Raw genomic sequence first — 21,663 nt, 5'->3', positions numbered from 1 at the left:
GGCCTGAAGCGGCCCGCCACCTGGGGCTCCTGCTGGCGGCGACCGGAACCACGGCGTACTGGCCCACCCTGGCCACGGCGGAATGGGATGCGATGGAGGCGGCCTGTGCCTTCTGGGGCGGGTTCATCCGGGAGGAATGGGCCGGAGGCGGCGATGGGCCTGCTGGGGGTGGCGCGGGTGATGGGAGGGCGCTGGCGTCGTGGGCTGGACGGGTGAGGCCAGCGGTGCGGGCCGGACGGGTGGCGCGGGCGGTGCGGGCGATCCGGCCGGCTCGGCCGGTCCGGCAGGCCCGGCCGGCCACCCGTCCTGGGGAGCGGGGGCGCGGCCCCTGGGCCTTCACCTGGAGGGTCCCTTCCTCAACCCCCGCAAGCCCGGTGCCATGCGCCCCGAGTGGATGGTGCCGCCCGATGCCGGCCGGTTGCAGCTCCTTCTGGACCGGGCCCGGGGAACGGTGCGGCGGGTCACCCTGGCCCCCGAGCTGCCGGGGGCGCTGGACCTGGTCCGGCACCTGCGCCGGCTGGGCGTCGTGGTGGCCGCCGGCCACAGCGAGGCCAGCTATGGGGAGGCGGTGGCGGCCTTTCACGCCGGGGTCACCCTGGGCAACCATATCTTCAACGCCATGCCGCCCCTCCATCACCGGGAGCCGGGCCTGCTGGGGGCGGTGATGGACCTGCCCTTCGACGGCGAGCTCATCGCCGACGGGGTCCACGTGCACCCGGCCGCCATGCGGTTGCTGTGGCGGCTGAAGGGGACCGGCCGGCTGGCGGTGATCAGCGATGCGGTGGCAGCCGCCCTGCTGCCGCCCGGGCGTTACGATCTGCGCGCCTTCGTGGCGGAAGTGCGCCCCGATGGAACCAGCCGGCTGGCCGACGGGACCCTGGCGGGCAGCACGGCCACCATGCTCACCTGCCTGCGGGTGCTGGTCGAACAGGTGGGGGTGCCCTGGCCCGAAGCCGCCCGGATGACGGCCGCGGTGCCGGCGCGCATCGCGGGAGTGGGGGAGCGGAAGGGGGCCATCGTGCCGGGACTGGACGCCGACCTCTTCGCCCTGGACGAGCAATGGCGAGTCGTGGCAACCTGGGTGGAAGGGGTACCCGTCCACACGCCGGAGCGGCCCCTGGTGGTCGCAGACCTCATCAACCGCGCCCTGGCGGTACAGTGAACGGGCTGCCGGGCCGGACGGCACCCGTCCGGTGACCGCCCGGTGCCGGGGGAGCGGTTCGAGCCCCCTGGCCGGCACCGGCAGCCCTGGCGGGCCGGTCCGGGTGGGACGCCTTCTGGAGGGTTGACCATGCCACCCCGCATCCGCATCGCCGAGTCCTACGAAGCCATGAGCGCGGCCGCGGCGGAGGCCGTCGCCCGCAGGCTGGCCGCTCGGCCCAGCCTGCGCATGCTCCTGCCTACAGGGCATACTCCCCTGGGCATGTACCGCCGCCTGGTCGAGATCACCCGCCACGAAGGGCTGCGCTGGGACCGGGCGCAGGTCTTCCTCCTGGACGAGTATCTGGGACTGGGTCCTGAGGATCCCGGCTCCTTCCGCCGTTACATGGCGGAACACCTGCTGCGGCACCTGAACCCGGCCCCGGCCGTGGACAGCCTGAACGGCCGGGCCGCCGATCCCGGGTCGGAGTGCGCCCGGTACGAGCAGGCCCTGGCAGCGGCAGGCCTGGACCTGGTGGTCCTGGGGATCGGGCGCAACGGCCACATCGGCTTCAACGAGCCCGGCTCGCCTTTCACCTCCCGCACCCGGGTGGTGACCCTGACCGCCGATACCCGGCGGGCCAACGCCCCCGATTTCGGGGGTGACCCCGAGGCGGTTCCTCCCCAGGCCCTCACCGTGGGCATCGCCACCATCCTGGAAGGCAAGGAGATCTTCGTCCTGGCCGCCGGGGCTGCCAAGGCCCCGGCGGTGGAACGGGCCATCCAGGGGCCCCTGGATCCCGCCGTACCGGCTTCGGCCCTGCAGCGCCATCCCCGGGTCACCTGGTTCCTCGACCGCGAAGCCGCCGCCGGGCTGGATCCCGAGCTGGTACCTGCCGGGGTGGGAGGCGGCGGGTCCGGGGCATGGCCCGGCAGCGAGGGGCGGAACCGCGGGGGCGCGGGCCGTGACTAGCCCGCCCGGCGGCCCCGCGCGGCGGTACCGGCTGCTGGCCCTTGACCTGGACGGCACGGTCCTGGATCCCCGGGGTCTCATCACGCCGCGCGTCCGCCGGGCGGTGGCCCGCGCCCGGGCGGCGGGCATCCGGGTGGTGCTGGCCACGGGCCGGGTTCTTCCCTCGGCGTGGGTTTATGCGCGGCAGCTGGGGCTCGAGGGGCCGCTGGTGGTAAGCGACGGGGCCGTCCTGGCGACCCTGGGCGATCCCGGAGACGGCGGCACCGCCGGCAGCACGTCCGGCACCGTACCGGCAGAGACCGGAACCGCGGCGGCCGAGGCCGGGGCGGCGGCTGCCGGTGCCGGGCTGCCGCGCCGGGGCCCGTGGACGGTCCTGGACGTCCAGCCGTTTCCGCGCGACCTGGCCGAGGCGGTCACCGCCGAGCTGGTGGCGGCGGGCTGCCCGGTGGTGGTCCAGTTTCCCCAGTTCCTGGCCAGCAGCCGGCGCCCGCCGGTGGGAACGCTGATCCGGTCCCTGGCCGTACCCTACCTGCGGCACTACTGGGTGCTGCGCCGGTACGTGGTCGTCCATCCCGGGGCCGAGCTGGCCCGGTTCGTCGCCCGGGCCCCTGAGCCGCCCGTCAAGATCTCGGCCTTGGGGCAGGGGGCGGTCCTGCGCCCTCTGGAGGAGCGGATCCTCCAGCGCTACGGTCGGGCCCTGCGGCTGACCCACTCCGGACCCGGCAGCTTCGACCTCTTGCCGCCGGGCACCCACAAGGCCGCCGGGCTGCAGCGGCTGGCGGCCCGCCTGGGCATCGACCGGGAGCAGGTGGTGGCCGTGGGGGACAACGACAACGATTGCGAGATGCTGCGCTGGGCCGGGCTGGGGGTTGCCATGGGCAACGCGGATCCCGCGGTTCGGGAGTGTGCCGGCCGGGTCACCGCGTCCAACGCCGAGGATGGGGTGGCGAGGCTGATCGAAGAGGTGCTGCTGGGGGATGATTCGGGGGCCTAGCGGCCGGGCCGCCCGTGGTCCGGCTGAAGGGGAACCGTTAATCGCCGGCGCAAAAAGCCGTACAATCGCCTTGGTGAGCCCCGGACAGGCCCCCGGCCCCGGGCGGCCGCCGCCGGGCCGGAGAAGGCGGCGGGGGCCATCCACCACCCATCCCACGAAGCCGGAGGCGTATCGCTGTGGCCGAACCCCACTGGAGCCGCCAGCTGATCTTCTTCGTGGCGGGGAACCCCGCCGTGACCCGCTTCGTCACCCGCTACGGCATGCGCCTGGGCGCGTCCCGGTTCGTCGCGGGGGAAGACCTGGATTCCGCCCTGACCGTGGCCCGCCAGCTGAACCAGGAAGGGTTTCCGCTGGCCATCCAGTTCCTCGGCGAGCACGTGACCCGGGCGGAAGCCGCCGCCGAGGCGGTGGAGGAGTACCTGAGGCTGCTGGCCGCGCTGGAAGAACGCGGCATCGACGCCTACATCTCCATCAAGCCCAGCCAGATGGGCCTCGAGGTGGACGAGGAGCTCGCCTATGCCAACTGCCGCCGCATCCTTGAGCAGACGGCGGCGGCGGGCCGGTTCGTCCGCATCGAGATGGAGGACTCGCCCTACACCGAAAAGACCCTCCGGCTGTACCGCCGCCTGCGGGAGACCTTCGGGACCCGGGACGTGGGGATCGTCCTCCAGGCCTACCTCTACCGCTCGGCCAGGGACCTGGAGGACCTGGCCGCTCTGCACCCCAACATCCGGTTCGTCAAGGGGGCCTACAACGAGCCGGCGTCGGTGGCCTATCCCGACAAGGCCGACGTGGACCGCAACTACCGGCAGCTGGTGCAGCGGCACCTGGAGCGGGGCGACTACGCCGCCATCGCCACCCACGACGACGTCCTGATCGAGGACCTGCTGCAGTTCATCGAGCAGCGGGGGATCCCCCGCGACCGGTTCGAGTTCCAGATGCTCTACGGTATCCGGCCCCAGCTGCAGCGGCAGGTGCGGGACCGGGGCTACCGGATGCGGGTCTACATCCCCTACGGGCGGGACTGGTACGGGTACTTCGTCCGCCGCCTAGCCGAGCGGCCGGCCAACGTGGGGTTCGTGCTGCGGAACCTGATCCGCGGGTAGGCGACCCGCTGCGCCTGCCCTGTGCCAGGCTCGGCGCCCGCCGTGGCCCGTCGCCGACCCCGGGAACGCGGGTCTGGGATTGATGTGCTCGGACCGCCGATCCTGCGATGACCGGACCTGGGACGGCCCGTGCCGCAGCCGGCGGGCCTGCAGCCTGCCAAGGCCCGCGGCGGCGGCCCGCGGAAGGCGACCCCGGTCCGGCTGGGGCTCGACCGCCGTGGGCCCCGGCCCCGGCCCGACGTCGCGGGCCGGCGACCCTCGCCCGGCGCTCACCTGGCCGCGGCCCGGCGGCCCAGCTCCGCGGCCACGGCATTCCAGCCCGCGTCCCGCACCACCAGGAGGACCGTCAGGTGGTAGAGGAGATCGGCCGCCTCTTCCACCAGGCGGTGGCCGTCCTGGTGCCCGCCGGCCACCACCGTCTCCACGGCTTCCTCGCCGACCTTCTGCAGGATGCGGGGCAGCCCGGCCTCCAGCAGTTGGGTGGTGTAGGATCCCGCCGGCCGCTCCCGGACCCGCTCCCGGATCACGGCTTCCAGGCGCGAGAGCTCGCGGGCGATGGACCCCTCCGGCGCTCCGGCGCGGGCCTCAGCCGGTGCCGCGGCGGCCTGGGCCCCCGCGGTGGGTGCGGGGGCTGTCGGGGCCGCGGGGGACGCTGGGGCCGCCGGGGCTCCTGAGGGAGCCGGGGCTGCCGGAGCCCCCGCGGGAGAAGGGGTTTCGCGGCCGCCAGGGCCACCCGGGGAAACCGCGCCGTCGGCCGGGGCCCCCGCCGGAGCAGCAGCCGAGGCGGCGGCCGGGGCGGCCGCCGGGACGGGGGCCGTGCGGTAGAAGCAGCTGCGCTCCCCGGTGTGGCAGGCGGGACCCGCCGGTTCGACCCGGTAGAGGACGGCGTCGCCGTCGCAATCGATGCAGACCTCCCGCACCCGGAGGGTGTGGCCCGACGTCTCGCCCTTGCGCCAGAGGCGCTGCCGGGACCGGCTGAAGAACCAGGCACGGCCCTCGGCCAGGGTGCGGGCCAGCGCCTCGCGGCTGGCATAGGCCAGCATCAGCACGTCGCCCCGCTCCGCATCCTGGACCACCACGGGCACCAGCCCCCGCTCGTCAAAGCCCACGGATTCGAGCAGGGAGTGCCCGGATTCAGGGAGGGGATGACCGGATGGAAGAAGGGGCGCCGGGCCCTCCACCGCACCTCCGCGATCACCGGCCCGCTCTCGGTCTGCCATGCTGCCCACCTGCCGTTTCTCGAGACGCCCGTTGCCGAAGGCGCATGCCGCCCGAGGGCGGGTTGCCTTCGTGCCGCCTCCAGGGTGTTTGGTTGGTCAGGCGACTTGAGGTTGTTCGAGCCGCACCGGAACGCCCCGGGCCGCCAGCAAGGCCTTGACCTCCGCGATGCTCACCTGCTGCCAGTGGAAGATGGACGCCGCCAGGGCGGCATCGGCCCCGCCCCGGACCAGCACCTCCGCAAAGTGTTCGGGCCGCCCGGCACCGCCCGACGCGATCACCGGCACGGGCACGGCATCCGCCACCGCCCGGGTCAGCTCCAGGTTGAACCCGTCCCGGGTGCCGTCGGCGTCGATGCTGGTCAGCAGGATCTCGCCGGCGCCCAGCCGGGCGGCGCGGCGGGCCCAAGCTACCGCGTCCAGGTTCGTGGGGCGGCGGCCGCCGTGGGTGTAGACCAGCCAGCGGGGTGCGGCAGGGGCGCCGGTGCCCGCGTCCGGGTTGGCCGTGTCCGGTCTGGCAGCGCCCGTGCCGGGGCCGGCCGGGTTCCTCCCCGCGTCGATGGCCACCACGATGCACTGGCGGCCGAAACGCTCCGCCGCCTCGGCCACCAGCTCGGGCCGGGCCACCGCGGCACTGTTGATGGCCACCTTGTCGGCGCCCGCCGCCAGGAGGCGGGCGATCTGCTCGCAATCCCGCACCCCGCCGCCCACCGTCAGGGGGATGAAGACCTCCGCCGCGACCCGGCGGACCACTTCCACCAATGTCTCGCGGCCCTGGACGGTAGCGCTGATGTCCAGGAAGACCAGCTCGTCCGCACCCTCCCGATCGTAGCGGCGGGCCAGTTCCACCGGGTCCCCCGCATCCCGGAGGCCCTGGAAGTGGATTCCCTTGACCACCCGCCCGCGGTCCACGTCCAGGCAGGGGATGATGCGCCGGGTCAGCATGGAGTGCCACCTCCCGCGTCCGGTGGCTCGGGGGATGCCTCGCCTGGGTTGCGGCCGGGCTCCTGGTGTGGGGTGTCGCCTGGGCCCCGGCCCGCGGCCCGCCACGGGGTGTCGCCTGGGCCATGGCCCGGGGCCGGGCGGATGCTCCGCCCCTCGTCCCGGCCCGGGGCCGGGACGGGTTCCCGGCCTGCCTCATGAACCGGGGTCCCGCCGGGAAGAAGGCCGGGGGCCTTGCCCGCTTCCCGCACGGCCGCCAGGGCCGCCGCCAGATCCAGGGTGCCCTCGTACAAGGCGCGCCCGGCGATGACCCCCGCCAGGCCGGCCTGCTGCAGCCGGACCACGTCGTGCACGTCCCGCACGCCGCCCGCGGCGATCACGCGCAAGCCGGCACGCAGGAAGGGCGCGAACACCGCCGGGTCGACCCCGGCCAGGGTACCGTCGCGGCCGGTGTCGGTGACGATGACCTCCGTCACCCCGGCGGCCCTCAGGCGCTCCAGCAGTGCCGCCGGGGGCTCGCCCGCCGCGGTCCAGCCGTCCACCGCCGCCCGCCCCTCCTTGAGGTCCAGGCTGGCCAGCACCCGGCCCGGGTAACGGGTCGCCACCTGGGCCACCACCTCGGGCTGCCGGACCGCCACGGTGCCGAAGATCACCGCGGCGGCGCCGTCTTCCAGATAGGCCGCGGCCGTGGCGGCGTCGCGAATGCCGCCGCCCACCTGTACCGGTACGGGCACCGCCCGCACCAGCTGCCGGATCAGCGCCTGGTGGACCGGCCGCCCCTGCCGGGCCCCGTCCAGGTCCACCACATGGAGCCGCGGCGCCCCGGCGGCCGCGAAGGCCCGGGCGGCGGCCACCGGGTCGTCCCCGTAGACCGTCTCCCGCTGGTAGTCGCCTTGCCACAGGCGGACCAGGCGGCCGCCCCGCAGGTCAAGGGCTGGGATCACAAGCACCGCACATCGCTCCAAAGTTCCGCAGGATGCGCAGGCCGGCCGGCCCGCTCTTCTCCGGATGGAACTGGGTGCCCAGCACCGGGCCGGCCTCCACCGCCGCCACGAAGGGGCCGCCGTAGTCCGCCCGGGCCCACAGGATCCCGGCGGAAGCCGGTGCCGGCGCAGGGCAGGACCCGGCGCCGGAGGATCCTCCGGCCGGGTGCCGGCCTGCCGCCGGGGAGCCCGGCGCGAGACCGGCCGATGCCGGCGGCCCGGATGCCACCGCCGCGGGCAGGGGAGAGGAGGCCGGCCCGGGCGAGCCCGCCGGCGGCCATGGCACCCGGTACGAGTGGACGAAGTAGGCATAGAAGGCGCCGCCCAGGCCCGCCAGCAGGTGGCTGCCCGGCGGGACGGCGACCCGGTTCCAGCCCATGTGGGGCACCTTGAGGGGGCCTTCGGGTGCCCCGACGTCACCCGCGGCTCCCCTCCGCCCTTCCGGGTCGCTGGTCCTGGCTCCTGCCCCCCTCACCGCTCCCGGGCCCCTGGCCTCCGCTCCGCCCCCGGCGGCCGCGCCGTCCCCAGGCGCCACCGGGTCCCCGGCGGCCGCCGCTTCCCGCGGCGCCGCTGCAACCCCGGCCACCGCCAGGCGGGTGGAGAAGGGTTCGACCCAGCCGGGCAGCAGGCCGAGGCCGGGCCAGCAGCCGTCCTCCCGGCTCCCCTCAAAGAGAAGCTGCATGCCCAGGCAGATGCCGAGCAGCGGCCGCCCCGCCGCCACCCGCTCCAGCAGCACGGGGATGAGGCCCAGGGCCTCCAGCCGCCGCCGGGCGGGGCCGAAGGCCCCCACGCCCGGCAGGACCACCCCGGCCGCCCGGGCCAGTTCGTCCGGGTCCGCGGTGAGGCGGGTCCGGCAGCCGGCCCGCTCCAGGGCCTTGCCCAGGCTGTGCACGTTGCCCGTTCCGTAGTCGACCATGGCCACGTACGGCTGCGCCATGCTGCTGCCTCCTTGCCGGTCGGTGCCGCGGGCGCGTTCCCCGGCATTCCCCCGGCCTGCCAGACCGGTCCACCGCCCAGCCGGACCGGTCCGCCCACCCGCCGGGCGGCACCCGCCCGCCCGTCCTTCCCACCCGCCCGTCCTTCCCACCCGGTCCGGCCGTCCGCCCGGCCGGCGGGTTTCCCGCGGACTGCCTGACCGTCCGGCCCGGGATGCCGGCCCCAGGGTGCCCGCCGGCACCCTGGGGCCGGCTCTACTCCAGCACGCCCTTGGTGGAGAGGGGGCCCCCCGGCCGCGGGGCGAGAGCCTGGGCCAGGGCCCTGCCGGCGGCCTTCCAGATCGCCTCCAGCCCGTGGTGGGCGTTGCGGACCCGCAGCAGGTCGACGTGCAGGGTCAGGCGCGCCTCCACGGCCACCGCCCGCCAGAACTCCTCGGCCAGCTCGGTGTGGAAGGCGCCGAAGCTGCGGGGCGGCACCTCCACCGCCCAGACCAGGTAGGGGCGGCCGCTGGCGTCCACCACCACCCGGGCCAGGGCCTCGTCCATAGGCACGTAGGCCGCACCGAAGCGGGCCACGGCGCCGTAGCCGGCGGCCGCCTGGCGGAGGGCCCGGCCCAGGCAGATGCCCGTGTCTTCCACCGTGTGGTGGCCTTCCACCTCCAGGTCGCCCCGGGCCAGCAGGTCCAGGCCGAAGCCCCCGTGCACGGACCAGGCCGTGAGCAGGTGGTCGAAAAAGGGGATCCCCGTTTCGATCCGGGCGGCCGGGCGCGGGTCCGTCCCGTCCAGGTCGATCCGGCAGCGAATGGCGGTCTCCCGCGTGGACCGCTCCACCAGGGCCCGCCGGCCGCCGGCACCGACCGGGCTCGCCTCGGCGGCTGCCGCTCCGGCCCCGCCCGGGCCGGCCTCCTCGGCACGGCCTGGCAAGAGACGTTGTGCTTCTGGACGTTCCATCCCTGGACGTTCCATCCCGGTCATGCCGGGCTCCCTCCCCGTTGCGAGGGGCCGGACCCGTCCGGAGCGGCCAGGGGCTGGCGCCCAAGGCCGGCGAGAGCGGCCGCCAGGGCATCCAGCAGGGCCGCGTTCTCTTCCTCCGTCCCCACCGTGACCCGCAGGTAACCGGCCAGGGACGGCTCCCAGGGGAAGGACCGCACGGCGATGCCCCGGGCGGCCAGGGCATCCTGCAGGGCGGCGGCCCGAGCGGGGTCGGGGGCCGGGGGGGCGCCGGGGCGGCCCGGGCTGGTGCGGGAGCCGGCCTCGGCGCCGGTCCCTGCACCGCTGCCGGCGCCGGCCCGCCCACCGCGACCGGCGGCTTGGTCACCGGCAGCCGTGCCGGCCTGCCCGCCGGCGCCGCGCCCGGAACCGGCCTCGCCTCCGGTTCCGGCCGGTTCTTCCACCCGCACGAGCACGAAGTTTCCCTGGGAGGGCAGCGGCACAAGGCCGGGCAGCCGGGACAGCTGCTCCCTCAAGCGCTCCCGCCGGCGGCGGGTCGCCGCAGCCCGCTCGAGGAAGACGGCCCGGTGCTGGAGGGCCACCCGGGCGGCCACCAGGGACATGGTGTTGAGATTGTAGGGCTGCAGCCAGCGCCCAAGTTCGGCGGCCACCGGCGGGGCGGCCACGGCGTAGCCCACCCGGGCGCCGGCCAGGGCGAAGGCCTTGGAAAGGGTGCGCAGGATCACCAGGCGCTCCGGCGCCCATCCCCCGGGGTGCCCGCTGAAGGCGCCGCGGGCGGTGCCGCTGAAGGCGCCCCTCGAGGCGGTACCGGAGGAGTCCCTCAAGGCGCCGCCGGAGGCGCCGCTGAAGGCGCCATCGAAGGCGCCGCTTAAAGCGGCCGGCGCCGTCCGGCCGAGGCCGTCCAGGATGCTCTCGCCCGCAAACTCGGCGTACGCCTCGTCGACCACCAGCCACAGGTCGGACCGGCGCAGCAGCCCCTCGACCACCTCCGGGGAGCAGGAAAGACCCGTGGGGTTGTTGGGCCGGCACAGGAAGACCAGCTTCTGGCCCGGCAGGGCGTCCAGCACGGGGACCAGGTCGTCCAGCTCCACGGCCCGCTCGGGTGGAACGGGCACCGCCCGGTAGGGCACGCCGGCGGCCGCCGCGGCCGCGGCGTAGTAGCCGAAGGTGGGCGAGGGCGCCACGGCGGCGGTGCAGCGCCGGCCGATGGTGGCCAGCACGGCCTGCACCAGCTCGTCGGAGCCGTTGCCCAGCACCACCGCCTCCTCGGGCACCCCGGCGTAGCCGGCCACCAGGGAGCGGACCGCCTGCCGCAGCAGCCGGGGCGGGTAGCGGTGGGGAGCGCCGTCCTCCAGGGCCCGTGCCAGCTCCCTCACCAGCTCCTGGCGAAGCTCTTCCGGCCACGGCTCCGCTTCATTGGCGTCCAGCTTGATGGGGGCCGGCCTGTCCGCCACGGTGTACCCGGCGGGGACCGCCGGAACGGGCGCCGGGAGGCTCGCCCCCGCCAGCCCGGAGCCGGCCGCGGCCGGAGCACCCTCCGGGGCCGGGCCGCCGTCCGGAGCCGGGCCCCTGCGGGGATCTCCGGCCGGATCGGCTCCCGGGGAGCCCGCCGCGCCGCGGGGGCCGGGGCCTGCCACGGCCGGGCGGCTGCCGCCCGCCGCCCCGGCCTCGCTGCGGCCAGGGGCAGGACCGCCGGCCGACCCAGGCCCGCCGGTGCGGGCCAGGGCGGAACTGCCGGCGCTGCCGGCCGATCGGCTTCCCGCCGGCCCGGGTTCGCCGCCGCCGGCCCGTTCTTCCCGCAGGGCGACACTGGCCGCATGGGCGGGCAGCCCCTCGGCCTCGGCCAGGGTCCGTGCGGCCGGCGCCCACGCCCGCACCCCTTCCCGGGAGCCGGCGAAGAAGGGGATGGTGCGGACGAAGGCTTCCGGGCCCAGGGCCGCCTGGAACCGGGCGGCACCGCCCGTGGGGAGGATGTGGTTGGTCCCGGCGGCGTAGTCGCCGGCCGCCACCGGGGCGTACGAGCCCAGGAACACGGCCCCGGCCGCCCGCACCTGCCCGAGCCACCGCTCCGGATCCCGCACCTGCAGGCTCAGGTGTTCGGGGGCCAGCCGCCCGGCCAGCTCCACCGCTTCCGCCAGGCTGGCGGTCTGCACCAGGAATCCCCGCTCCAGGGCGGCGGCGGCGATGGCCGCCCGGGGGGTCCCGGCCAGCTGCCGGTCCAGCTCCGCCGCCACGGCTTCCAGCAGCGCCCCGTCGGGACTCAGGCAGCCCACCACCGCCAGGGGATCGTGCTCGGCCTGAGCCAGCAGGTCGGCGGCCACCCAGGCGGGGTCTGCCCCGTCGCCGGCCACCACCACGATCTCGCTGGGGCCCGCCAGGGAGTCGATCCCCACCCGGTGGGCCACCGCCGCCTTGGCGGCCGTCACGTAAGCGTTGCCCGGCCCGGCGATCTTGTCGACCGCCGGCACCGTCTCCGTCCCGTAGGCCAGGGCGGCGATGGCCTGGGCGCCGCCGGCCCGGATCACCCGGTCGACCCCCGCCAGGGCGGCGGCCGCCAGCACCACCGGCGGCACCGTCCCGTCGGGGCGGGGCGGCGTGGCCAGCAGGATCTCCCGGACTCCGGCCAGCCGCGCCGGCAGGGCCGCCATGAGGACGGTGGAGGGGTAGGCCGCCCGCCCGCCGGGGACGTAGAGGCCCACCCGGTCCAGAGGCCGCACCACCCGGCCCAGCCGGTTGCCGGCCTCGTCGGTCCAGGCCACGCTCTGGGGGACGAACCGGCGGTGGTAGGCGGCGATGCGGGCGGCGGCCTGTTCCAGGGCCGCCCGCAAGGCGCCGGGCAGGCCCGCCAGCGCCCGGGCCGGCGCCTCGGGCGGGAGCAGCAGCTCCTCGCGGGTGAGGGAGGGGGCGTCCCAGCGGCGGGTGTACTCGAGCAGGGCCTCGTCCCCGCGGCGGCGCACGTCGTCCACGATAGCCTCGGCCGCTTCGCGGACCTCGGGCGCGAAGGGCTGGCGCCGGTCCAGTTCGGCCAGAAGCTCCGCCGGGGTCAACCGGCGCATGGGCTTTCCCTCCCCGCGGCGGCCCCCTGGGCGGCCGGCTGCCGGGCGGGCGTCCCCCGGGCGGCCGCCTCCAGCCCCTCGGCCAGGGGGAGGAGGCGCTCTTCCCGCAGCCGCAGGCTGGCCTCGTTGGCGATCAGGCGGGCGGTGCTGGGGAAGAGTACTTCGTACTCCACCAGCCCATGGGCCCTCAGGGTGCGGCCCGTGGCCACCAGGTCGACGATCACGTCGGCCAGGCCCACCAGGGGCGCCAGTTCCACCGACCCGGCCAGGGGGATGACCTCCACCTCCGCCGGGCCGCCGCCCAGGGCCCGCCGGGCGCAGGAGGGGTACTTGGTCGCCACCCGCAGCCGGCCTGCCTGCAGCCGGCGCCAGGGCCAGAGCCCGGCCCCCGCCGGCGGGCCGGCCACTACCATGCGGCAGGCCCCGGCACCCAGGTCGGCCAGTTCCACCACCCCGGTCGGGTCGAGCCGGCCGCCGCGGGCGTCGCCGGCCTTCTCCTCCAGCACGTCCTTGCCGGTGATGCCCAGGTCCGCGGCACCGAAGGCCACGTAACTCCACACGTCCCCCGGGCGGACCAGCAGGAGCCGCACGCCGCTGGCCTCATCGTCCAGCACCAGGGCTTCCGGGTCGTCGCCCGCGGCCAGGGAAGCCGCGGCGGCAATGCCCGTCCGGGCGCAGAGGGCGGCCACCTCCGCCAGCATCCGCCCCTTGGGCAGGGCCAGGGTGAGGGGCCGCTCACCCCCGGCCCGGGAATCTCCAGGTAAATAACGCATTCAGGCATCGCTCCTGGGTGCGCACCGTTGCCCGTCACGAGGGCGCCCGTCACCGGGCGGCGGGCCGGGCCATGCGCAGGACCCGGCGGCGCCCGTCCAGCCAGAGCAGGCGCAGGCACCCCCGCCGGCGGGCAGCGGCCAGCGCCTCTTCTTCCGAGGAGGCACCGCAAAGGACCACCGCCGACGCCCCCTGCTCCCGCAGGCGGCGCGCCTCCGCCCACAGGCGGCCGGCCTCGTCACCCGCCGGGCCCGCCACCAGATAGTCGATGGCTCCCGCTACGGGCCCTTCTGTCCCCGGGCCGCTTCCCGGGAGCTGTTCCGGCGGGACCGCCCCGGGCACCCGGCCCGCCGGGAGGCCGCCGGCGCCGGGGCCCGGGCCCTCGGGCGGACCGGCCGCCTCGGTCACCGCCTCCAAATCGAAGGCAACCCCCACCGCCGGTCCCCGCCCACCCAGGCGGGCCAGCAGGCCGTCGTACCGCCCTCCGGCGGCGATGCGCCGCCAGCCCGCGAACACCTCGATCACCAGTCCGGTGTAGTACTCGAGGTCCCGCACCAGCCCGGGCTCGAACCGCAGGCGCTGGGCGGCGGCCGGGAAATAGCGGCCGGCCGCCCGGAGAACGGCGGCCAGCTCGGCCGCCGGTGCCGTCCCCAGCTGTTCGAGCCGCTGCAGAGCGTCGGGGAGGGGAAAGCTGCCGGTCAAGAAGCGATAGCTCTCCGTAGCCCTGCCTGCCCCCAGCGCCGCCTCCAGGTGCCGGCGCAGGGCGACCCGGTCCCGGCGCGCCAGGGCCGCGAGGGCGGAAGCGGCGGCGGGTTCGTCCAGGCCGGTGGCCGCCAGGTAGTCCTGCAGCACGCCGGTGTGGCCCACGGCGACCCGGGCGGGGAAGGGGATGCCCTCCGGTCCCGCTGCCTCCAGCGCCGCGGCCGCCCCCGCCGCCGCTTTCAAGGTTGCGGCCGCCTCCACCGTCGCTTCCGTGGTGGCGGTGGCGGAGGCCGTGGCGGCCGTTCCCGGTGCCGCCAGGGCATCCAGGGCCTCCAGCAGAAGGCCCAGGATCTCCACGTCCCCCTCCGGCGCCGGCGAGCCCAGCAGCTCCACACCGGCCTGGGTCACCGCGGTGAAGCGCCCGTCCCGCGGATCCCGCCGGAAGACGGGGTCCAGGTAATAGAGCCGCCAGGGATCGGCCCCGTCCAAGCGCGACGCGGCCCAGCGGGCCACGGCCAGGGTGTGGTCCGGGCGCAAGGCCAGCACCCTGCCCGCGGGATCGACGAAACGGCACAGGGCGGTCTCGGGGAACACCACCAGCAGCTCGTCCCGGGCCTCCTCCCAGAGGGGGGTGCGGATGCGCCGGTAACCCCAGGCGGCAAAGCGCCCGGCCAGGCGGCGGCGGGTTTCCTCGGCCGGGTCGGCGGCCAGGGCTGCCGGTGCCCCGGCGGCCGCCGGCAGGGTGAGGGGGACGGGTGGCATACCGGGCGACCTCCTTGCTGCGCCTTGCAGCGAGCATCCCGCTTGCTTCAGTTCTTTAGCACTTTAACACGATAAAGAAGCGGAGGCAACCCCAGCCGGTGCCGTTTCGCCACCGCCATGGTGCCGGGGTGGCGCGGAGGAGACGGGTGACGGGAGCGGCGGCGAGTCGCCGGCCCGGGGAGCCGAGGGCGCCGGCCTGGCACGGGCTGGCGGATCCTGGATCATGCTTCCGGCTGCACGGGAAAGGGTTCGGGCCCGCGGTGGGGAATTGCCACTGCAACCGGTCCCGCGGCGCTTGAGCGGGCCCGCGGCCGGCAAGCAGGGAGGCATGCTCCGTGTACGACGCGATCGTAGTGGGCCTGGGCGGCATGGGCGGCGCCATCGCGTACCACCTGGCCCGCCGTGGCCGCCGGGTGCTGGGGCTCGACCGCCTGGCCCCGCCCCATGATGCGGGTTCGTCCCACGGCATGAGCCGGATCATCCGGCAGGCTTACTTTGAAGACCCGGCCTACGTGCCGCTGCTGCTGCGGGCGTACGAGCTGTGGGAGGCGCTGGCGCGGGACGCCGGCGAGACCTTGCTGGTCAAGACCGGCGGCCTCATGATCGGGACCCCCGACTCGGCCATCGTGGCGGGCAGCACCGAGAGCGCCCGGCGCCACGGGCTTTCCTACCGCATGCTCAGCCCGGAGGACGTGGGCCGCTGGTTCCCCGCCTTCCGGCTGGAACCCCACGAGGTGGCGGTGTACGAAGAGGCCGCGGGCGTGCTGTTCCCCGAAAAGGCCGTGGCGGCCCATCTCCGCCTGGCCCGGGCGGCGGGCGCGGAATTGCGCCTGAACGAGCCGGTGGAATCCTGGGTGGCCGGGCCGTCGTCGGTGTCGGTGCGCACCACCGCCGGCCGTTACCAGGCGGAGCGCCTGGTGCTGGCGGCCGGCGCCTGGAACCCGAAGCTGCTGGGCGGGTTCTTCCCCATGGAGGTGGAGCGCCAGGTCAGCCTGTGGTTCCGGCCGGCGGAGCGGCCCGACTGGTTCGAGGAGAACTTCCCCGTCTTCATCTGGGACCGGGGGGACGAGCCGGCCCTCTACGGCCTGCCCGGCCTGAACGGCGAGGGCATCAAGGCCGGCCTGCATCACGGCGGCCAGCGGGGGGATCCCGACCGCCTCCCCCGGGAGGTCACGCCGGAGGACATCGAGCCGGTGCAGCGGCTGCTGGCCCGGCGGCTGCCCCTGCTGGACCCGGAGCCCCGGCGGGCGGCGGTATGCCTCTATACCAACACCCCGGACCTGCACTTTCTGGTGGGTCCCCATCCCGATCATCCCGCGGTCCTGCTGGCGGCGGGGTTTTCAGGGCACGGGTTCAAGTTCTGCCCGGTGATCGGGGAGGCGGTAGCGGACCTGGTGGAAGGCAAGGAGCGGCGCGACCTGGCCCTCTTCGACCCCGGCCGGTTCCGGGCGGGGCAGGGGAGGTCATAGCCCGTGGGTTTACGGGGGATGGCCTACGTGCTGGCCGCGGCCGCCCTGTGGGGGACCCTGGGTGTGGTGGCCCGGCTGGCGTATGCCGAGGGCGCCCAGCCCGGCGAGGTGGTGTTCTTTCGGGCCGCCATCGCTTTCGTGCTGGCCCTGGCGGTGGCCCGGCGGCAGGGGGTGGCCCTGGCCGTACCGCGCCGCCGCTGGCTTCTTCTGGGCGCCTACGGGACCATCAGCGTCGGCCTGTTCTACCTGAGCTACTTCTGGGCGGTGCGGATGCTGCCCGTGGCCGTGGCGGCGGTGCTGCTGTACACCGCGCCGGTCTTCGTCGCCCTGCTGGCCCGGCTGTTTTTGGGGGAGACCCTGGGGCCCCGGCGGCTGCTGGCCCTGGCCGTGGCCCTGGCGGGCGTGGTGCTGGTCAGCGCGCCGGACCCGTCGGCCGGGATCCGCTGGGGAGGGGTGGCGGTGGGCCTGCTGGCGGGTCTGACCTATGCCCTCTACAGCATCTTCGGCAAGGTGGCCCTGCGGGACCTGGACCCGGCGGCGGTGGTGGTCTACACCCTGGGCATCGGCGCCCTGGTGCTGCTGGCGGCCTTGCCGCCCGGGCGCCTGCTGGACCTGGCCTGGTCGCCGGCGGTCTGGTGGTGGGTGCTGCTGCTGGGCGTGGGACCCACCTTCCTGGCCTATCGCCTGTACACCGCCGGCCTGCAGTGGGTGCCGGCCTCCACGGCCTCCATCGTGGCCACGGTGGAGCCTGTGGTGGCGGCCCTCTTAGGCTGGCTGGTGCTGGGGGAGAGCCTTTCGGCCGGCCAGGGGGCCGGGGCGGTGCTGGTCCTGCTGGCGGGGTGGCTGGCCCAGGAGGGGCTGAGCTTGCGGGCCGCCGCCCGCGCCACCGGCGGGCCGGAGGGTCATGGTCCCCGGGGCCGGCGCCGGGGGTCCCCTGATGGAAAGGAGGCGGAACGCCCGTGCCCGTCCGCTGGCTGAACGCCGCCGCCGTCGAGCGCTGCCTGCCCATGGCGGAGGCCGTGGATGCCATGGCGGCCGCCTTTGCCGCCGTCAGCGCCGGCCGGGTGGCCATGCCCCTGCGGCTGGCCGTCGAAGCACCCGCCGCCGGAGGCACCACCCTGTTCATGCCGGCCCACGATCCGGAGCTGAACTACACCGTGCTGAAGACCGTCTCCGTCTACCCCGGCAACCCCGCCCGGGGGCTGCCGGCCATCGGCGGCCTGGTGATCCTGCTGGACGGGGCCACGGGGCAGCCCGTGGCGGTGATGGAGGGAGCCACCCTGACGGCCCTGCGCACCGGCGCCGCCAGCGGCGCGGCCACCCGGGCGCTGGCCCGGGAAGACGCGACGGTGCTGGCCGTGCTGGGCGCAGGGGCCCAGGCGCCGTACCAGGTCCTGGCGGTGTGCGCCGTGCGCCCCATCCGCCAGGTACGCATCTACAATCGCACCCGGCAGCGGGCGGAGGCCCTGGCCCGCTGGCTGGAGGGCCGCCTGGGCCCGGGGGTCGAACCGGTGGTGGTGGGCACCCCTGCCGAGGCCGCCCGGGGGGCCCACGTGATCTGCACCGCCACCAGCAGCACCGCTCCCTTGCTGGACGCGGCGGACGTGGCGCCGGGGACCCACATCAACGCCGTGGGCAGCTTCCGCCCGGCCATGCGGGAGCTGGGCCGCGACCTGGTGGCCCGCTGCCGGCCGGTCTTCGTCGACCAGCGCCAGGCCGCCGGGGAGGAGGCGGGGGAGCTGATCGACGCCCTCCAGGCCGGCGTCCTTGAGCCCCAGGATCTGGTCGAACTGGGCGAGGTGCTGGCCGGCGCCCACCCCGGCCGGGTTCGTCCGGACCAGGTGACCCTGTTCAAGAGCTGCGGGCTGGCGGCCCAGGACCTGTACGCGGCGGTCCGGGCGTGGCAGCGGGCCCGGGAGCTGGGGGTGGGGCAGGATGTGGAGCTTTAAGGGGGGGCTCGAGGCCGGTCCCAAGTCGGGCCGCCAGGCCGGTCTCAACGCCGGCCGCCAGGCCGCCCCGCGCCAGGGGAGGCCGCCCGGCCCCGGCGGGGGCGCAGGGCCGGTGCACCCGCTGGCACCCCTGCTGGCCCTGGCCGGAGCCGTGCTGGCCATCTCCTTTTCGTCGGTGCTGATTCGCTACTCCCAGGCACCCAGCGCCGTCATCGCCTTCTACCGCATGGCCCTGACCACGCTGCTGCTCTTGCCCTGGGCCTGGCGGGATGCCGGCCGCGTCCGGCGGCTGTCGCCGCGCCTGCTCTGGGCCAGCGTCCTGAGCGGCGTGCTGCTGGCGGGCCATTTCCTCACCTGGATCGCCTCGCTGCGCTACACGTCGGTGACCGCCTCGGTCCTGCTGGTCACCTCCCACCCGCTCTACGTGATGGCGGCCGATGCCTGGCTCCTGCGGGAGCGGGTGCCCGCCCGGCGGCTGCTGGGCGCGCTGCTGGCCCTGACCGGCGTGGCCGTGGTGACCTTCGCCGGCGCGGGGGCGGGTGACCTGGCCGCGGGCGGGACCGCCCTCTACGGAAACTTCCTGGCCGTGGCGGGGTCGTGGTTCTTCGCCGGGTACATCCTCATCGGCCGCCGGGTGCGGCAGGTGCTCCCCGTCATGCCCTACACCACCCTGGTGTACGGCGTGGCCTCGCTGGTGATCGCCGCGGGGCTGGCGCTGACGGGCACTCCCTTCGGCCCGTACCCCTGGCGCGAGATGCTGCTCTTCGTCGCCCTGGCCGTGGTACCCACCCTGGGAGGGCACACCGTGCTCAACTGGGCGCTGGAGTGGGTGCCGGCAAGCGTGGTGTCGGTGTCGATCCTGGGCGAGCCGGTGGGGGCGTCCCTCTTGGCCTGGCTGCTCCTGGGTGAGGCGCCTTCGGGGGTCGAACTGGCCGGCGGCGCGCTGACCCTGGCGGGCCTGTTCGTCGCCACCCAGACGGCGGGACGGGAAACGGAGCGGCTGAGGGGCGCGGCCGGGGCGGCGGGAACGGCGGGTGCGGGCGGTGCGGCCGGCGGGGGCGGCGCTGCCAGCGCGGCGGCGGTGGAGCCCGGCCCCGGCAAGCGGCTCTGATCAAGCTGTGAAGGAACCCGTCAAGGCCGCAGGACGAGCGGAACCGCACCTGGGGTTGCCCGTGGTGCAGCGACAGAGTGGCCCGGGCCCGGTGGGTGGCCTTTGATGGTCCCGATACGGTTTGGTTTGGTAAGGAAAGTGACAAGGAACTTGACAAGGAAACAAGCGGCATCCTGAATGACGCCATCGACGCCTTCCTGGTTGCGGGACTGCCTCCCGCGACAATACTTTGCACGCGCCGGCTCGCCGGCGGGCGCAGGGGGACGACCGCGACCGCGTCCAAGAGCTGAAGCAGTACGTGAAAGAACCACTGGGACGGCATCGTGGCCGACGCGAACGTGCGGCGGCTCGGTGCGATTGAGGGGTAGAGGCGCTCTACGGACCCCATGCGGACCGCGAGTGGGTGAGGGCGCTGCGGCATCTGGCCGGCCTTTCTGTGGCGTGACCGGAACATGGGTCGGGGGATCCACCTACCGAAGCTTGATGCAGTCTGGGGCTCTTGTGTTGGAGGCGTGGTACCATATGGTAAGGATGAGTGGTTACCGTGCAGGCCGCGCGCCTTTTCTCGGCGCTCACGTCGAACAATGGGCACGACGAAAGCACGGAGGCTGCCATGACGCCAGAGACGCTCAGGCGGCTTATCGCCGCAGGAGAAACGTTGGACATTGAGTTCAAATCTGAGGGGCGTACCCCCCTTACTGACAGGGATCTCATTGATGCCATTGTATGCCTCGCCAACCGTACGGGCCACCACCCCGCCTGGTTGCTCCTTGGCGTGGACGACGACGGCAAGGTGACGGGCGTACAGCCTCGCAGGGACGCCGCCTACTCAGACCCGGCACGTCTTACGGCTCTCATCGCCAACCGTACGCGCCCCTCGCTCTCCGTGCGCATCCACCCCGTCGAGCTGGACGGGCTGCAGGTGTTAGCCATCGAGGTGCCGCCCTCTCGCACGCCCGTCGCCACCAGTGACGGCCGCTACTTACGTCGTGCAGTTGGCGGCGACGGACGTCCTGCATGCGTGCCCATGTTCTTCCATGAAATGCATGCACAGCAGGCCAGCCTGGGGCAGCTGGACTACTCCGCCCTCGTCGTTCCCGAGGTGCGCTGGGAGGACCTCGACCCGCTTGAGTTCGAGCGTTTGCGCCGCAGCATTCGCGAACGTCGCGGCCGAAGCGACGAGAGCCTGTTGGCGCTCTCCGATCTCGAGCTGGCCAAGGTGCTCGGGGCGGTGGAGGGCGAAAAGCATGCCCTGAAGGTTCGCGTCCTCGGGCTGCTGCTCTTTGGCACAGAGGACGCTCTGCGCCGGCTGCTCCCGACCCACGAGGTGGCTTTCCAGGTTCTCCGCGGGCAGGCCGTGGAGGTCAACGACTTCTTCCGCTGGCCGCTGCTACGGCTCTTAGACGAAATTGAGGCCCGCTTCCGAGCGCTCAACCGCGAGCAGGAACTGCTCGTCGGCATGTTGCGCATCGGGGTACCCGACTACCCGCCCGCCGCCTTCCGGGAAGGTGTGGCCAACGCTCTCATCCACCGGGACTACACGCGTCTGGGCGCGGTCCACATCCAGTGGTACGAGGACCGCCTTGAAGTGTTTAGCCCGGGCGGCTTCCCCGAAGGGGTGCGTCTTGACAACCTCCTGGTCACCGCGCCGCGGCCTCGCAATCCTCTGCTCGCCGATGCCCTCAAGCGTGCTGGCATCGTCGAGCGCACCGCGCGCGGAATCGATCTTATCTTCTCCGAACAGCTGCGCAATGGCCGGCCAGCCCCGTCGTATGAGCGCAGCAACGAGACGGGTGTCGTGTTGGTGCTTCCGGGCGGGCAGGCGAACCTCGAATTCATTCAATTAGTGGTCGAGGAAAAGCAGGCGGGGCGGTCCCTGGGCCTTGACGACTTGCTCATCCTCAACACCCTCTGGCATGAACGGTCCATGACAACCGATGAAGCCGCCCGGCTCATTCAGAAACCCGCCGCCGAGGCCCGTGCCGCGATGAACCGCCTGGTCGAGGCTGGTCTCGTCGAGGGCCGCGGCCAAGCACGTGGACGGGCATGGCACCTTTCGGCCGCCACCTACCGGAGGCTCGGCGACAAGGCGGCCTACGTGCGCCAGCGGGGTTTCGAGCCGTTGCAGCAGGAACAGATGGTGCTGCAGTACGTCGACCGACACGGGCGCATTACACGACGCGAGGTGGCAGAGCTCTGCCGCCTCGCGTCGCACCAGGCTCGGAACCTCCTTGCTCGCCTAGTCGCCCGTGGCGAATTGGCCATGCGAGGCCGGGGCAAGGGCGCATTTTATGTCCGGCAGTCCAAAAATATGGATTCGTCCAAAACGAATGCGCAGTCGTCCAAATAGTGTCCAAATTGTGTCCGCAATGGGCCCTCCGCCGTGCGGCGCGGTGCGGCCAGGCGCCAAAGTCCTCGTGCTGCAATGGCCATCGCAGGGGATCAGCGGGCACCCTTACGCCGACACACCCCGTCAGGCATTGGACAATAATGGCCAACATCACAACTGCGCTTCGGCGCGCTCCGTCCGGCGCGCCCGGGGGCGAAGTCCCGGAAGGCGCTCCGTGAAGACCTTCCGGTAATCGCGGCAGCGAAACCGCCG

At 74.5% G+C, this 21,663-nt stretch carries 17 protein-coding genes; 9 read left to right on the top strand and 8 right to left on the bottom strand.

The genetic code is table 11. The annotated features are described in order from the left end of the window. Window positions 1-199: 199 nt before the first annotated feature. From nagA to ACZ5T9_RS11180, 4 genes are all read left to right on the top strand, one after another. Complete coding sequence (gene nagA, locus ACZ5T9_RS11195) at window positions 200-1,162, top strand: N-acetylglucosamine-6-phosphate deacetylase (protein ID WP_464833159.1); 963 nt, start codon at window positions 200-202, stop codon at window positions 1,160-1,162. Window positions 1,163-1,291: 129 nt separating this feature from the next. Next, window positions 1,292-2,113 carry a glucosamine-6-phosphate deaminase gene (locus ACZ5T9_RS11190; protein WP_006904245.1) on the top strand — a complete coding sequence of 274 codons (822 nt, stop codon included), beginning with the start codon at window positions 1,292-1,294 and terminating at the stop codon, window positions 2,111-2,113. Beyond that, entirely contained in the window at window positions 2,106-3,107 is a 1,002-nt protein-coding gene (locus ACZ5T9_RS11185; RefSeq protein ID WP_464833158.1) for an HAD-IIB family hydrolase, read from the top strand. Before ACZ5T9_RS11190 ends, ACZ5T9_RS11185 begins: the two co-directional genes overlap by 8 nt. Window positions 3,108-3,283: 176 nt before the next feature. Next, window positions 3,284-4,213, top strand: a complete 930-nt coding sequence (locus tag ACZ5T9_RS11180) for a proline dehydrogenase family protein (RefSeq protein ID WP_464833157.1) — start codon at window positions 3,284-3,286, stop codon at window positions 4,211-4,213. 269 nt (window positions 4,214-4,482) lie between these two features. On the opposite strand, the gene hisI is transcribed toward ACZ5T9_RS11180, so the two are convergent. The 8 genes from hisI to ACZ5T9_RS11140 all read right to left on the bottom strand — a co-directional run bounded on the left by hisI (window position 4,483) and on the right by ACZ5T9_RS11140 (window position 14,532). Further along, complete coding sequence (hisI, locus tag ACZ5T9_RS11175) at window positions 4,483-5,433, bottom strand: phosphoribosyl-AMP cyclohydrolase (RefSeq protein ID WP_464833156.1); 951 nt, start codon at window positions 5,431-5,433, stop codon at window positions 4,483-4,485. A gap of 96 nt (window positions 5,434-5,529) precedes the next feature. Next, the gene (hisF, locus tag ACZ5T9_RS11170; protein ID WP_464833155.1) at window positions 5,530-6,375 is read right to left on the bottom strand and encodes an imidazole glycerol phosphate synthase subunit HisF; all 846 of its coding nucleotides are present in this window, start codon (window positions 6,373-6,375) and stop codon (window positions 5,530-5,532) included. After that, the gene (gene hisA, locus ACZ5T9_RS11165) at window positions 6,369-7,322 is read right to left on the bottom strand and encodes a 1-(5-phosphoribosyl)-5-[(5-phosphoribosylamino)methylideneamino]imidazole-4-carboxamide isomerase (protein WP_464833154.1); all 954 of its coding nucleotides are present in this window, start codon (window positions 7,320-7,322) and stop codon (window positions 6,369-6,371) included. Before hisA ends, hisF begins: the two co-directional genes overlap by 7 nt. Continuing rightward, window positions 7,300-8,292, bottom strand: coding sequence for a glutamine amidotransferase-related protein (locus ACZ5T9_RS11160; protein WP_464833153.1), 993 nt, complete (start codon window positions 8,290-8,292; stop codon window positions 7,300-7,302). Before ACZ5T9_RS11160 ends, hisA begins: the two co-directional genes overlap by 23 nt. 253 nt (window positions 8,293-8,545) lie before the next feature. Next, window positions 8,546-9,265, bottom strand: coding sequence for an imidazoleglycerol-phosphate dehydratase (locus tag ACZ5T9_RS11155; protein WP_464833151.1), 720 nt, complete (start codon window positions 9,263-9,265; stop codon window positions 8,546-8,548). After that, window positions 9,262-12,297, bottom strand: a complete 3,036-nt coding sequence (hisD, locus tag ACZ5T9_RS11150; RefSeq protein WP_464833149.1) for a histidinol dehydrogenase — start codon at window positions 12,295-12,297, stop codon at window positions 9,262-9,264. Before hisD ends, ACZ5T9_RS11155 begins: the two co-directional genes overlap by 4 nt. Continuing rightward, window positions 12,285-13,070, bottom strand: a complete 786-nt coding sequence (hisG, locus tag ACZ5T9_RS11145) for an ATP phosphoribosyltransferase (RefSeq protein WP_464833147.1) — start codon at window positions 13,068-13,070, stop codon at window positions 12,285-12,287. The genes hisD and hisG overlap by 13 nt, the downstream gene beginning before the upstream one ends. Window positions 13,071-13,119: 49 nt before the next feature. Further along, a complete protein-coding gene (locus ACZ5T9_RS11140) occupies window positions 13,120-14,532 on the bottom strand; it encodes an ATP phosphoribosyltransferase regulatory subunit (protein ID WP_464833145.1) in 1,413 nt (470 codons plus the stop codon). A gap of 335 nt (window positions 14,533-14,867) precedes the next feature. Between ACZ5T9_RS11140 and solA the strand changes: the two genes are divergently transcribed. The 5 genes from solA (at window position 14,868) to ACZ5T9_RS11115 (ending at window position 21,411) form a co-directional block, all read left to right on the top strand. Continuing rightward, window positions 14,868-16,001 carry an N-methyl-L-tryptophan oxidase gene (gene solA / locus ACZ5T9_RS11135; RefSeq protein ID WP_006904234.1) on the top strand — a complete coding sequence of 378 codons (1,134 nt, stop codon included), beginning with the start codon at window positions 14,868-14,870 and terminating at the stop codon, window positions 15,999-16,001. A 3-nt stretch (window positions 16,002-16,004) separates the two neighbouring features. Beyond that, window positions 16,005-16,979 carry a DMT family transporter gene (locus ACZ5T9_RS11130; RefSeq protein WP_464833144.1) on the top strand — a complete coding sequence of 325 codons (975 nt, stop codon included), beginning with the start codon at window positions 16,005-16,007 and terminating at the stop codon, window positions 16,977-16,979. Beyond that, window positions 16,961-17,950, top strand: a complete 990-nt coding sequence (locus tag ACZ5T9_RS11125) for an ornithine cyclodeaminase family protein (protein WP_464833143.1) — start codon at window positions 16,961-16,963, stop codon at window positions 17,948-17,950. The genes ACZ5T9_RS11130 and ACZ5T9_RS11125 overlap by 19 nt, the downstream gene beginning before the upstream one ends. After that, window positions 17,937-19,061 (top strand): DMT family transporter, encoded by a 1,125-nt coding sequence (locus ACZ5T9_RS11120; protein ID WP_464833142.1) that lies wholly within the window; start codon window positions 17,937-17,939, stop codon window positions 19,059-19,061. The genes ACZ5T9_RS11125 and ACZ5T9_RS11120 overlap by 14 nt, the downstream gene beginning before the upstream one ends. A 535-nt stretch (window positions 19,062-19,596) precedes the next feature. Further along, complete coding sequence (locus tag ACZ5T9_RS11115) at window positions 19,597-21,411, top strand: ATP-binding protein (protein ID WP_464833141.1); 1,815 nt, start codon at window positions 19,597-19,599, stop codon at window positions 21,409-21,411. Window positions 21,412-21,663 lie beyond the last annotated feature (252 nt).

This window comes from Thermaerobacter nagasakiensis (assembly GCF_055396825.1).
Note: the sequence above shows the minus strand (reverse complement) of the source record. Positions and strands in the feature narration are given on the sequence as shown.